Origin of the sequence: Sphingobacterium sp. T2, assembly GCF_000814685.1 — a bacterium.
Taxonomy (GTDB): Bacteria; Bacteroidota; Bacteroidia; order Sphingobacteriales; family Sphingobacteriaceae; genus Sphingobacterium; species Sphingobacterium thermophilum.
Map to the genome: position 1 here is coordinate 1 of NZ_JXAC01000082.1, position 11,660 is coordinate 11,660.

Below are 11,660 nucleotides of genomic sequence, written 5' to 3' on the forward strand. Positions count from 1 at the left end.
TTTTTAGGGTAGTGGTTAGGTTAAGAATCGGTAGACCGGCAAGAATTACAAATCCCTAAATCGGGCTTTGTAAAGCTATTTCATAATAATGTCCTCTGTCCGGTTGGTTGGCATAGAAGGAAGCCGGAGTGGCGTGGTCTACACTCACGCTAGTGGCTATGCCTACTTTCCATCCTTTTTCTTTGGCTGCATATGCTATGCTCTTGTAAGATACTGTCGCTGTACTGTCCATACCGACTGACTCCATTTTTGGTCTTTTTACCTACGGCCAAAGCGGTACCTCCTGCACTGGAGTCTGTCACCCCATGACTTAAGGAGTTGGTGGAGGCAAAGCCACATATGGGAATAAGGAAAGAATCAAGGGTTGATAGCCTATACGACCTTGTGTTTCAGCAGTAAAAATTTCTGCTAGGTTAACGTGGTTTGGTCCCATGCCGTCACCAATGAGGTAGAAAATGTATTTAGGCTGAGCAAAAAGGGAGCTGAAGGAAAATAAAATTGTAAATAATGTAAGTAAGAACGTGTTTCTTTTCATTTTTATTAAAGGTTTATATTCAAAGATATAAAAGTTTTTATATGTAGTGGAATTAAGTTACCGTTAACAAAACTAAAGTACGTTTAACTTGTTCTATATTTTGTAACAATTTAAATGCATTATGGAAAGCTCTTTATTAAATCACGTCAAATCCTACTTTACGGAGGAGGTGATCAACAAGTTGGGGGTGAATTTGAATGAATCTCCTGAAAATATCAAAAAGGGTATTGACGTCAGTGTACCGGCTATCCTGCTGGGCCTGCAAAGCAAAAACAAAGAAGGGCTGAGCGGCATTTTGAATTCCGCGAAGAACATGTTGGGCAATTTCGATTTCAACGATGTCTTCGGCAACTTTTTCGGTGCCCCGTCCGGAACGGATTATTCCAAATTTGAAACGCAACATATGCTGACCTCCATTTTTGGGGAGCGCTTCAGCAGTATCTTGGACAGCGTATCCTCTTATTTAGGAATCAAAGGCTCTTCTGCTGCGGGACTGTTTGGGGCAAGCCTTCCCGCCGTGGTGGCAGGCATTACCCACAAAGGAACCAACTGGAATGCGGATTCTATCAGTGCAGTACTCACACAGAATAAGTCATCCTTGGTAGCGGCCCTGCCTTCCACCTTGGGCTTGGGAGCATTCGGCTCCTTTTTTGCTGCGGCCGACGAATTTAAGTCCGGGACATCCTCGTCCGTCGTAGACAAGACAGAGGCTACAAGTGTACCTCCACCGCACGTACGAGAGCGCTTCCATGAAGAAAGGAAAAGTAAGGGAGGCTTCTGGTGGCTGTTGATACCGCTCATCCTTATCGGAGCGTGGCTGCTCTTTAGCAAAGGTTGTCAGGGCAGCGGACCGGAAGAAGAGCGCGATGCTATGATACAACAACATTAAAAATAATGGAGGGGATTTTTGAATCCTCCTTTTCGGTTCTAAAAGTGTTTAAATTCAGTATAAACCTTAACAGCGTGATTCTGATTTAGGATATTAATAATACTTAATTATTGTTTTCAATGACAAACTAATCTGAAAGACGTTTGTAAGTCGTATATTTTTATAAATTTGGGCATAATCCACTAATCGGGATATGCTTTTTTATGTTAGATTACACGAAGACGAGACAGCTGGAAGAAGATTTCGAACGGTATATGCTAAAGTTTTACGCTAAGTATAAGCGTTTTTCATTGGAAGACTTTGGCGACTTTGCTGCCACTATTTTAAACTATAACGTGCAGAACAATGTCATCGACGCCCAGGAAAAGGGTGCCTATGCCGCTTTTCTTGTGTCACTTTATAACAAAGGTATAGGCAACAGAATTACGGAGGAACACCAAAGACAGATTGCTAATGCCATAGCGTCTGACTATAGTGTTAATTTCACCGTGATTAAGGAGCTTTTCGGATAGGAATACTATTCTTGGAGGGTCCAGGTAAGCTTTTCTATATCGTATCCGGCCTGCTGCGCATAATGTAAGTATTTGTTTTTGATATCTTCGGGAATATCTTTTGTTCGGGAAAGAATCCATAGATAGTCGAGGTTGTCACCGAAGACGAGTGCATATTCATAGTCGCCAGCGATATGCATGATGTGATATCCCGAGTAGAAGGGACCAAAGAAGGAAACTTTTAGCGAGCCGATATGTGGGGCTTGCTGGAATTTAGCCTTTCCGATGCTTTGTTTAGGCTTGTTGTCTTTGATGCGTACGCCGGAATTTTGTACTTTGATGTTTCCATCTTCTTGTAGTGAGTAAAGGGCTGTTACATTTTTCAATCCCTTTTCCCAGAAGAAGTCCAACCTTGCTATTTCATACCATGTTCCCAGATAGCGGTTAATGTCAAAGTCTGTGATTACGGGGAGGTTAGATTTTACGGGTTTCCAGATATTATATATTACGGCTCCTGCCGCGGCAGCGGTAAGGAGGAAAAGTGATTTTTTCTTGTCCATAGCGTTTTCGTTTAAAGTTTAACAGTTGAAAGACAGCAAAAGTTTATCCAATTTTTTACTTTTGTCGAAAATATCTCGTTTTGTACTCAAAGGAAGAAGCTAAGAAGCTAAAACAGGAGTTTTGGACGGCCTACGGTCAATACATGGCCTTGACCCCTTCGGCAGACGGAGAGCGGGTGAATTGGGTAAACTACAAAACAGGAATTAAGCATCTCTATTTTCGCATGGATGCCACGAACAAGGTGGTGACCATAGCCGTGGAGATGACGCATCCCGACGCAGGCATACGGCAGCTTATGTACGACCAGTTTCTGGAGCTTAAAAATGTGCTGCACGACACACTGGAAGAAGAATGGATTTGGGATGAGGTCTTTTACGATGAGGACGGCCGCAAAATTGCCCGCATCTGGACGTCCAGGGAGAAGCTTTCCATTTTCAATAAGGAGCATTGGCCGGAAATCATCTCTTTTCTGAAGCCGCGCATCGTCGCGTTGGATGAGTTTTGGTCCATGGCAAAATATTCGTTCGAAATTTTTAAATAATACATATGAAAAATAGATTATATAGTGCTTTGGCCTTGGCAGCATGTTTGGTATTTGCTCAGGTAGAGAAGGCTGCGGCATGGGGGATGACAGGCCATCGTGTCATCGCAGAAATTGCCGAAAGACATCTTAACAAAAAAGCCAAAAAGAATAATCCAAAAGATCATTGGCAATCAAAAGTTAGCGTATTGGTCCAACTGGGCAGATTTCATTAAGTCTGATCCGGATCCGGCATTGAATAGCACAGGCTCATGGCATTTCATCAATACGCCGGGAAATCTGACTTTCGAGCAGTTTAACCAAGAGCTTCTCCGTTCGGCGGACAACAACCTGTATAAGTCCTATCTGCGTATCAAGGAGGAGGTGAAGCACAATAAAGACAATGTCGTTGAAAGATCAGCAGCAACATCTGTACTTCATCATTCACCTCTTTTCGGATGCTCATCAGCCAATGCATGTAGGACGCGCCGACGATTTGGGAGGTAATAAAATCGAAGTGATGTTTTTCGGACGTAAGACCAATATTCACCGCGTATGGGATTCAGACTTGGTGGACAACGAAAAATATAGCTTTACCGAATACGCCAGTGTGCTGGATATCTACGACAAAGACTACTACAAAAAGTATGATGTAACATTCGAACAGGCCTTGTATGAAACACATCAGCTCGCCAATAAAATCTACGCCGATGTGGAAAATAATGCTAATCTAAGCTACAAGTATATCTATGAGTTCAAATACCCTATGGAGGAAGCACTGCTGAAAGCAGGAATACGTCTTGCTAAGGAGTTGAATGAAATCTATGGCAAATAAAATATAAAAGTAAAGAAAATCCCTGATGTATAGTTAAGCATCAGGGATTTTTGTTTTTGTTAGAGGGATAAGCGACTAAGGAGAGGGATTCCTGAAATAAATAAAATAGTCATCATTATCCTTCTGAGATTTCAAGGCTAAATTGTACCTTTGCACTATGTCCGAAAAAATTATAATCCTCGATTTTGGTTCTCAGTACACGCAACTGATTGCCCGCCGTGTCAGAGAATTAAATGTATATTGTGAAATACATCCTTTTAATAAAGTTCCGGAGTTTGACGAGAATGTCAAAGGCGTGATTTTTTCTGGAAGTCCGTATTCTGTAAGACAGGAAGATGCTCCGCAAATCGATTACAAGTCGATTCAGGCCAAGTATCCTTTGTTGGGGGTATGTTATGGCGCGCAGTATTTGGCGCAGCAGAGCGGAGGAGAGGTTCTTCCGTCAGAAATTCGTGAATACGGTAGGGCAAACTTGCAGTTTGTGGACGATTCGAATGAGTTGCTGAAGGGCATCCCTACACAATCGCAAGTGTGGATGTCGCACGGGGATACTATCAAAGAAGTTCCAGACAACTTCAAGATTATTGCTAGTACAGATAAAGTTCGCGTAGCGGCCTATCATATCGAAGGCACCAAAACTTACGGTATACAGTTCCACCCGGAGGTGACACACAGCACTGACGGTCAGATTCTGATAAAGAATTTCGTGGTAGACATCTGCGGCTGTTCGCAGGATTGGACTTCGGAATCTTTTGTAGAAACCACCGTAGCACAGCTTAAGGAGCAGTTGGGTAACGACCATGTTATCATGGCCTTATCGGGTGGTGTAGACTCTACTGTGGCTGCGGTACTCTTACACCACGCCATAGGTGACAGACTCCACTGTTTCTTTGTAGACCACGGATTGCTCCGTAAGAATGAATTCGAACAGGTGTTGGATTCATACAAAAATATGGGGCTTAACGTGAAGGGCGTAAATGCTAAGGACTTGTTTTACACTAAGCTTAAGGGGGTGACAGAGCCGGAGGCAAAACGTAAGATCATTGGTGCTGCCTTCATCGACGTGTTTGACAAGGCTTCCAAAGATATACAAAGCGAGTTGCCAGCAGGGGTTGAAGCGAAGTGGTTAGGACAAGGTACCATCTATCCGGATATTATCGAGTCGGTATCAGTGAAGGGACCTTCGGCAACGATCAAGTCGCACCACAACGTGGGTGGCTTGCCGGATTATATGAAACTTCAGGTGGTGGAGCCACTGAAAACTTTATTCAAAGATGAAGTTCGTCGTGTAGGAAAAACCTTGAACGTCGATCCTAACATCCTTAATAGACATCCATTCCCTGGACCGGGCTTAGGAATTCGTATCTTAGGAGATATTACCGAAGAAAAGGTACGGATTTTGCAGGAAGCTGATGACATCTATATTCGTAACTTGAAAGAATCTGGCTGGTACGATAAAGTATGGCAAGCGGGAACGATCTTCCTTCCTATACAGTCTGTAGGGGTGATGGGTGACGAACGTACCTATGAGCATGTGGTGGCCCTAAGAGCGGTAGGCTCCCTTGATGGAATGACAGCAGATTGGATTCACTTACCATATGAATTGTTGGCTAAGATTTCTAATGAAATTATCAACCATGTTAAAGGAATCAACAGAGTCGTTTATGACATCAGTTCAAAACCACCTGCAACCATCGAGTGGGAATAATATTTTGAAAAATACTTTAATAGCAATATCTGCAGCAGTAGTTTTGGGAGCAGCTTCCTGTTCTCCCAAGACTACTGTTTTGCGTAATCCGAACGTTCCGGGTAATGTAGGGAAGACCGAAGAGGTAATTCCTGATGTTGCCGATAAGGAGAAGGATAAGGCTCGTGAGATGTTATTGGCCAAAGAGCGTAACATAGCCCTTCTATTGCCATTTCAATTGGACCTTATTGCTGGTAATGATGTACAGGAAAAAGACGTCAAACGTTCGGCTTTAGCTTTGGACTTCTACCAAGGCTTTCAACTTGGATTGGAAGAGGTGGCTCGTAAAGGAAAGCCCTTTCGGTTGAAGGTTATAGATTCCAAAGACAATCCTACATACAATGCGAGTTTGGCATCTGCAGAGGACGTCTCTCAAGCGGGCATTGTGGTAGGCCCCGTGTATCCACAGGAGATACGCGCTTTCGGCCGCAATGTTGTTGACGAGAACAAGTGGATTGTCAACCCGTTGGCAGCCTCTCCAGCCTCAGACTTTAATATCAGCAATCTGATTACGGTGACGCCCTCTATTTACGCCCATATGGAGGCTGTAGCAACAAAGGTGGCAGAAGAGTATAAAATAGGGGATGTGGTTATCATCTATCAAACGACAGATTCTGATAGCAAGCAATTCCTCACGGGAATGGCGACGGCGATAAGGGAAAAGAAATATAATGCTCATGTCGTTACCGTATCTTCCCTGGAGCAGCTGAATGAGAAGCTTACCCAAGCGGGCAACAATATTATCATCAGCGGTACCACAGACAAGACTTCTCTCAACAATCTTATAAGTGCTTTGACGAAAAAGAAATCGGAGTACTATTCCATCCGTCTTTTCGGTCATCCGCTGTGGGACCGTTTTGACTTTAGCAATCATCCTTCTTTTTCAGGCTTAAATCCTACGATAAGTACGGAAAGCAACCTGAAGCCATGGACGAGTGCAGTACGTCAGTTTAGAGAGCTGTATAGACAGAAATATGGGGTCATGCCGTCGGACCAGTCCTACAAAGGGTACGATGTAGCGGTTTTCTTTGGCACCTTAATTAACAAGTATGGTTTAGAAAACCTCAAAGCCAAACTGGAAACGGAGACATATAACGGAATCTATAATACTTATAAGTTCACCTATAATGAAACATGGGGATTTGCCAATATGGCTGTTTCTTTTAAAGAATATATCCATGGCTCATTCCAGCTACAATAGAAGCGTATGCAGGTAAATGAAAGGCGTGTAGCGCAGCATTTTCGGAACTTCTCGAGAGCGTTGGAAGGATATTCCTTCAACGAACCTCTGTCAAGATATCTGACAAAATTTTTTAAGAGCAACAGACAAATGGGGTCATCTGACAGAAAGATGACCTCTCGTTTTATGTACAACTACTTTCGTTTGGGAAAGGCCTTGTCGGGATATGGAGTGCCGGAGCGTTTGGCCTTTGCAGAATTTCTATGTGAGCAGGAGTCTTCCTTTCTGCAGGTACATCATACAGCACTGCATGAGAACATCATGATGCCTCTAGATGAGAAGGTAGAATATCTTACTACAAGGTACGGATTTGTGTTGAAGGAGGTGTTTCCTTTTCCGGAACAGCTGTCGGAAGGAGTGGACAGACAGCATTTTTTGCTCAGTCATTTTGTTCAACCCGATTTGTTTATCCGTGTCAAGCGGTCACAGCTGGAGGTGGTACGTCAGTTTTTCGACCGAGAAGGAATACCTTACGAATTTGTCGGTGGACAGGCATTGCGCCTACCGAATGGCTTCCGTCTGCAGGATTACCCACAGCTGAAAGGTATGTTTGAGGTGCAGGACCTCTCTTCGCAGCATACTATACATTATATGGATGCCCAGCGCGGTGAGATGTGGTGGGATGCCTGTGCTGCCTCGGGAGGGAAAGCGTTGATGTTTTTGGATAAATATCCTGATGTGGAGCTTATGGTGTCCGACATACGGCTTTCTATCCTGCGTAACCTAAATGAGAGGTTTGAAGTGGCACGTGTGCCGGCACCACGAAAGCAGAAAATCCTTGACCTCAGCAGCGATATTTCTTCACTAATGCGGGGTGAATCGTTTGACGGTATCATCTTGGACGTGCCCTGCTCGGGATCTGGAACATGGGGGCGCACCCCTGAGATGATCCAACAATTTTCGAAAGATAAGATGTTGACATTTCAAGACTTTGCAGCGTAGCATAGTAGACAATGTCGTATCCTATCTGAAGGTGGGAAAGCCATTAGTGTATATGACTTGTTCGGCATATAGGGAGGAAAATGAAGATATGATAAAGCATCTTGTGGACAACCACTCTTTCCGACTGGAAAAAATGGAAATCATCAAAGGCTATACACAACGGGCTGACACCATGTTTGCGGCACGGCTTGTGCGCGAACGCTAGCTGCAGTTGATAGGAATAACCAGTACAGGACAGGAGGCCTTACGTATCACCGCTTCCGACAGGTTGCCCGAGATGAAGTGGTCGAAACCTGTTCTGCCGTTAGATCCCACGATGATGAGGTCTGCTGACCACTCTTCGGCCTGCATGAGAATCTCTTCCTTAATGCTTCCTATACGGGTGAAGGAGAACACCTCCTTAGCACCTTGTATCTGCTCTGCGATATGGTGTAGATATGATTCTGCGGACTGCTGTTGTGCTTCGGTGATCTCAGGTACCACTATGGGCTGTTGCCCCAGTAGTGGGTCGGCACCATAGGAGGCTGGACTGGTGGGAGGGATGACGGTAAGCAGTGCCACCGATGCTTCTTCATGGACTATCATATTCTTGGTATAATCAATGACTTTGGTGGCGCACGGAGACTCGTCAATGGCAATCAGTATGCGTTTAAATTTTTTCATAAGTTCACAGTTTTACTTATTTGAAGTATCTTCGTATTATAGAACAAACAAAATATATTTAATGTTTTAAAATCGTCAATGCGATGCAAATATCAGCATGTCAACTGAGTATAGTTCCACTGAGAGCGGAACCCTCACATCGTAGTGAGATCGTCTCACAAGTGCTTTTCGGGGAGCAGTTCGAGCTGCTGGAAGAGGAGCAAGATTTCTATCGGATCCGCCTGTTGGATACCAAATACGAAGGATGGATTCAGAATCATCAATTTGCCGAGATAGTGCTTGCCGGTGTGGATACGGATACCATCGTTGATATTGCTGGAGCACAAGCCCTGCATGATGGCGAAGTTGTAGAGCTTGTGCATGGTACTTCCATAGTGGGAGAACATATCACCATTGGAAAAAGCACATACACCATTCAGGGAAGTCTACGGAAGACCAGTCTGCAAGACTTTGATGTCGAATTCCCGAAGCTTATAGAGTATTACAAAAGTACACCCTACATGTGGGGTGGAAGATCTAAATACGGCATAGACTGTTCGGGATTCAGCCAGGTGGTATATAAACATTTCGGCATCAAGCTACGTCGTGATGCATGGCAGCAGGCCGAAGAGGGGAGTGTCGTGGACTTCTTGAGTGAGATACACCCGGGAGATCTGGCCTTTTTCGACAACGAACAGGGGCACATCACCCACGTCGGCGTCATGATAGACCCGGAAACCATTATTCACGCCTCCGGAAAGGTGCGCGTGGACCGTATGGATAACCAAGGTATCTTTAATGCCGACCTTAACCGCTATACTCATAACCTGCGTATAGTAAAACGTTATTTTTAATTTTGAAGATGTCTTTACTAGCAAATACGTATTTTTTATTAGCCAGTTCACAACTATTTCCCTTTTCGGAGAGGGTAAAAAGATTTGAAGAACATCCCTCGGAAGCATTGGAGATGGCCCGAAGAGGCTATAGTTTGGTCAAGGAAGGGAAGATTAGTGAGGCCTTTACCATATATAATGAAGCTATAGAGAAATTTCCTGAGCAGCCATTTTTTTACGCCTGCAAGGCTATACTCTTTATGCGGCTGGAGGATGAGGAAAGTGCCTTCTACAACTATCAATCAGCCAAGCGGTTGGATTTCAATTACCATCACTATCTAGAGTGGCTCGAAAACAAAGGACAGATGGAGGAGGCTGTGGAGCTGCTGGAGCTGAATGACATACAGCCGGAGGAGGAAGAAGCGCAACTACTGCTCAACAGGGCTATGCTGCAGGTGCAGCATTTCAACTATGAGGAGGCTATTGCAGATTTTACGGAAGCTTTCGACAAGACCAGGAGGCTCGACATCCTTGTGTCGAGGGCGGCGATAAGCATGCAGCTGTTGCGCTACGACGAAGCCCTAGACGACCTGAATGCTGTGCTGCAAGGACAAAGGTCGGTAGAGGCATACCTCTACCGTGCTAAGCTGTATGCTTTCGTTCGGGAGAACAGCTCGGCCCTGCAGGATTTCGAGCAAGCCGTCCAGCTTGCGCCTACCGATGCCCGTATCTACGAGGAGAGAGCTTCCCTGTATGAGCAATTAAAGGAATACGACAAGGCGGCGAATGATTATTCCCAAATTATCACCCTCAAGGAGGACGACTTTTATGCGTATGTGCTGCGTGCCGATGTCTACGAGAAGCTCGAAAACTGGGAGGCTGCCATCGCCGATTATAGCGAAGCGATAAAGCTAAATCCCTACTATTCGGATCTTTACCAATATCGAGGGGAGCTGCGAGCCAGAGTAGGAGATAGCGCCGGGGCGGAGGAGGATTTCCGTAAGTTTGAAGAGCTGGAAGATGAAGATGAGGACTAAACTTATTGTAAAGAATATAGTCCAACTTACAAAAAATGATAGATGAAGCAAACCTATTTGAAAAAGGCCTTCCGGCTGTTTGCAGCCTATAAGGCTTCTAAACTGTCTTCAGATGACTTGGAGATAGCAGAAAGTAAGGCCGCACATCTGGAAGATAAGATCAGCGATTTTAAGCTGCTTCTTAATATGGCGCGCGACATTATGGCCGGGAAATATAAAGCAAACCCTTGGAATGTTTCCGTCATTGTGGCTACCATAGCCTATGTGGTGTCCCCGCTGGATGCTATTCCCGACCTAGTACCCGTATTGGCTGGTTGGACGATGTCACCATCGTTGGGTACGCCTTAGGAAAACTGTCTGAAGAGATAAAAAGGTATAAAACCCATATTGCAACAGCAGAATAAAAAAAACAACAAAGCCCTGAATGTAGACATGCCCCAAAAAGTTAGACACTTATTTGGGGCATTTTTATGAGTAAAAAACAGAAGTATAATTTCAATTTTAAGTTACGTCTAGTAACCACTATTCTACGAGGTAAAGACAGTATTGGAAGCCTTGCAAAGCGAGAAGGATTAAGTAAATCGAATTTACAATTTTGGCTTAGGCTTTACCAAAATTATGGCAAGCAAGGCTTGCAAGGTGTAGCCAAAAAATCATTCACCATAGAAGAAAAAATCACTATAATTCGAGAATATCATCAGACTGGTATATCTTTGATGGACACCTGTGTTAGGTATTGTATCTCTAACCCTTCTGTCTTGGTGCAATGGAACAAGAAGTTTCAGCGTCATGGATACTCTGGTTTACAAGAGACTCGAGGTCGACCCAGGCAAACTAATACAAAGCAGATGAAAACAAAAAAACTAGTCATTCCTGGCCTTAAGTTCTATGAGTGAAGTAGAAAAGTTACGAATAGAGAATGAATACTTACGTGCAGAGAACGATTTCCTAAAAAAGTTGGAAGCCTTGGCTCAAAGCAAACAAGCCAAAAAGAAAAAGACAGTAATTATTACTGAGCTGAGGCGTAAACACAAACTAGAATACTTATTGCATATTGCAGAGCTAGCTCGAAGTAGTTATTATTATCATACAAAAAGCGTCTGTTTTATTGATAAGCATGCTGATTTAGTGAGGCATGTTATAGCATGTTATCAAAAGCATAAAGGTCGATATGGCTATAGACGTGTAACATTAGCCCTAAGAAATACGCTAGATAAAGCTGTGAACTATAAGACAATAGCCAAGATAATGAGATTGTTAAAACTCAAAAGTGTAATCCGAGTTAAGAAATATAAGTCTTATAAGGGAGATGTAGGTATAGCGGCGGCAAATATTCTACAAAGAAATTTTAAAGCTGACAACCCATATGAGAAATGGGTTACCGATGT

General features: G+C 43.8%; 19 protein-coding genes. 15 read left to right on the forward strand and 4 right to left on the reverse strand.

Annotated elements, in window-relative coordinates; genetic code table 11:
• Positions 1-55: 55 nt before the first annotated feature.
• Positions 56-247 carry an alkaline phosphatase gene (locus tag SD31_RS18640; RefSeq protein WP_052258712.1) on the reverse strand — a complete coding sequence of 64 codons (192 nt, stop codon included), beginning with the start codon at positions 245-247 and terminating at the stop codon, positions 56-58.
• A gap of 63 nt (positions 248-310) precedes the next feature.
• Positions 311-535: a hypothetical protein gene (locus SD31_RS18645; protein ID WP_052258713.1), complete on the reverse strand. Its 225-nt coding sequence runs from the start codon at positions 533-535 to the stop codon at positions 311-313.
• Positions 536-656: 121 nt separating this feature from the next.
• Here SD31_RS18645 and SD31_RS06270 point away from each other — a divergent pair, with 121 nt between their 5' ends.
• A complete protein-coding gene (locus tag SD31_RS06270; RefSeq protein WP_052258714.1) occupies positions 657-1,424 on the forward strand; it encodes a DUF937 domain-containing protein in 768 nt (255 codons plus the stop codon).
• A 203-nt stretch (positions 1,425-1,627) separates the two neighbouring features.
• Positions 1,628-1,936, forward strand: a complete 309-nt coding sequence (locus SD31_RS06275) for a hypothetical protein (RefSeq protein ID WP_039053501.1) — start codon at positions 1,628-1,630, stop codon at positions 1,934-1,936.
• Between the two features lie 5 nt (positions 1,937-1,941).
• Here the strand turns inward: SD31_RS06275 and SD31_RS06280 are convergent, their stop codons facing one another.
• Entirely contained in the window at positions 1,942-2,475 is a 534-nt protein-coding gene (locus tag SD31_RS06280; RefSeq protein ID WP_039053502.1) for a lipocalin family protein, read from the reverse strand.
• Between the two features lie 80 nt (positions 2,476-2,555).
• Here SD31_RS06280 and SD31_RS06285 point away from each other — a divergent pair, with 80 nt between their 5' ends.
• The 8 genes from SD31_RS06285 to SD31_RS20030 all read left to right on the forward strand — a co-directional run bounded on the left by SD31_RS06285 (position 2,556) and on the right by SD31_RS20030 (position 7,965).
• Positions 2,556-3,017, forward strand: a complete 462-nt coding sequence (locus SD31_RS06285; RefSeq protein WP_052258715.1) for a DUF4268 domain-containing protein — start codon at positions 2,556-2,558, stop codon at positions 3,015-3,017.
• Positions 3,018-3,022: 5 nt separating this feature from the next.
• The gene (locus SD31_RS18650) at positions 3,023-3,232 is read left to right on the forward strand and encodes a hypothetical protein (protein WP_231561241.1); all 210 of its coding nucleotides are present in this window, start codon (positions 3,023-3,025) and stop codon (positions 3,230-3,232) included.
• Positions 3,233-3,251: 19 nt separating this feature from the next.
• Positions 3,252-3,503: a hypothetical protein gene (locus SD31_RS20015; protein WP_410528240.1), complete on the forward strand. Its 252-nt coding sequence runs from the start codon at positions 3,252-3,254 to the stop codon at positions 3,501-3,503.
• Positions 3,400-3,831, forward strand: coding sequence for a S1/P1 nuclease (locus tag SD31_RS20020; protein ID WP_262506557.1), 432 nt, complete (start codon positions 3,400-3,402; stop codon positions 3,829-3,831). Before SD31_RS20015 ends, SD31_RS20020 begins: the two co-directional genes overlap by 104 nt.
• Positions 3,832-3,973: 142 nt before the next feature.
• Entirely contained in the window at positions 3,974-5,539 is a 1,566-nt protein-coding gene (guaA, locus tag SD31_RS06295; protein WP_410528241.1) for a glutamine-hydrolyzing GMP synthase, read from the forward strand.
• 4 nt (positions 5,540-5,543) lie between these two features.
• The gene (locus SD31_RS06300) at positions 5,544-6,779 is read left to right on the forward strand and encodes an ABC transporter substrate-binding protein (protein WP_197053565.1); all 1,236 of its coding nucleotides are present in this window, start codon (positions 5,544-5,546) and stop codon (positions 6,777-6,779) included.
• Between the two features lie 6 nt (positions 6,780-6,785).
• Positions 6,786-7,760, forward strand: coding sequence for an RsmB/NOP family class I SAM-dependent RNA methyltransferase (locus SD31_RS20025; protein WP_262506558.1), 975 nt, complete (start codon positions 6,786-6,788; stop codon positions 7,758-7,760).
• Entirely contained in the window at positions 7,750-7,965 is a 216-nt protein-coding gene (locus SD31_RS20030) for a hypothetical protein (RefSeq protein WP_262506559.1), read from the forward strand. Before SD31_RS20025 ends, SD31_RS20030 begins: the two co-directional genes overlap by 11 nt.
• On the opposite strand, the gene SD31_RS06310 is transcribed toward SD31_RS20030, so the two are convergent.
• Positions 7,962-8,423: a universal stress protein gene (locus SD31_RS06310; protein WP_039053506.1), complete on the reverse strand. Its 462-nt coding sequence runs from the start codon at positions 8,421-8,423 to the stop codon at positions 7,962-7,964. The two genes, SD31_RS20030 and SD31_RS06310, sit on opposite strands and share 4 nt — an antisense overlap.
• Before the next feature lie 83 nt (positions 8,424-8,506).
• Between SD31_RS06310 and SD31_RS06315 the strand changes: the two genes are divergently transcribed.
• From SD31_RS06315 to SD31_RS06335, 5 genes are all read left to right on the forward strand, one after another.
• Complete coding sequence (locus SD31_RS06315; protein ID WP_039053507.1) at positions 8,507-9,256, forward strand: C40 family peptidase; 750 nt, start codon at positions 8,507-8,509, stop codon at positions 9,254-9,256.
• An 8-nt stretch (positions 9,257-9,264) separates the two neighbouring features.
• Positions 9,265-10,272, forward strand: a complete 1,008-nt coding sequence (locus SD31_RS06320) for a tetratricopeptide repeat protein (RefSeq protein ID WP_156138236.1) — start codon at positions 9,265-9,267, stop codon at positions 10,270-10,272.
• A gap of 42 nt (positions 10,273-10,314) precedes the next feature.
• Complete coding sequence (locus SD31_RS06325) at positions 10,315-10,620, forward strand: YkvA family protein (RefSeq protein ID WP_039053508.1); 306 nt, start codon at positions 10,315-10,317, stop codon at positions 10,618-10,620.
• Positions 10,621-10,742: 122 nt separating this feature from the next.
• Complete coding sequence (locus SD31_RS06330; protein WP_052258718.1) at positions 10,743-11,168, forward strand: transposase; 426 nt, start codon at positions 10,743-10,745, stop codon at positions 11,166-11,168.
• Positions 11,161-11,660 (forward strand): IS3 family transposase (locus tag SD31_RS06335; protein WP_156138237.1); only part of this gene is annotated, 500 nt, incomplete at its 3' end. The genes SD31_RS06330 and SD31_RS06335, both read left to right, overlap by 8 nt.

Excerpts from the sequence above, each read along its gene's own strand:
- SD31_RS18640 (WP_052258712.1), bottom strand. The coding sequence starts at position 247 with ATGGAGTCAGTCGGTATGGACAGTACAGCGACAGTATCTTACAAGAGC.
- SD31_RS18650 (WP_231561241.1), top strand. The coding sequence starts at position 3,023 with ATGAAAAATAGATTATATAGTGCTTTGGCCTTGGCAGCATGTTTGGTA.
- SD31_RS06310 (WP_039053506.1), bottom strand. The coding sequence starts at position 8,423 with ATGAAAAAATTTAAACGCATACTGATTGCCATTGACGAGTCTCCGTGC.
- SD31_RS06315 (WP_039053507.1), top strand. The coding sequence starts at position 8,507 with ATGCAAATATCAGCATGTCAACTGAGTATAGTTCCACTGAGAGCGGAA.
- SD31_RS06280 (WP_039053502.1), bottom strand. The coding sequence starts at position 2,475 with ATGGACAAGAAAAAATCACTTTTCCTCCTTACCGCTGCCGCGGCAGGA.
- SD31_RS06270 (WP_052258714.1), top strand. The coding sequence starts at position 657 with ATGGAAAGCTCTTTATTAAATCACGTCAAATCCTACTTTACGGAGGAG.
- SD31_RS20025 (WP_262506558.1), top strand. The coding sequence starts at position 6,786 with ATGCAGGTAAATGAAAGGCGTGTAGCGCAGCATTTTCGGAACTTCTCG.
- SD31_RS06275 (WP_039053501.1), top strand. The coding sequence starts at position 1,628 with ATGTTAGATTACACGAAGACGAGACAGCTGGAAGAAGATTTCGAACGG.
- SD31_RS20020 (WP_262506557.1), top strand. The coding sequence starts at position 3,400 with ATGTCGTTGAAAGATCAGCAGCAACATCTGTACTTCATCATTCACCTC.
- SD31_RS06325 (WP_039053508.1), top strand. The coding sequence starts at position 10,315 with ATGAAGCAAACCTATTTGAAAAAGGCCTTCCGGCTGTTTGCAGCCTAT.
- SD31_RS06330 (WP_052258718.1), top strand. The coding sequence starts at position 10,743 with ATGAGTAAAAAACAGAAGTATAATTTCAATTTTAAGTTACGTCTAGTA.
- SD31_RS06320 (WP_156138236.1), top strand. The coding sequence starts at position 9,265 with ATGTCTTTACTAGCAAATACGTATTTTTTATTAGCCAGTTCACAACTA.
- SD31_RS18645 (WP_052258713.1), bottom strand. The coding sequence starts at position 535 with ATGAAAAGAAACACGTTCTTACTTACATTATTTACAATTTTATTTTCC.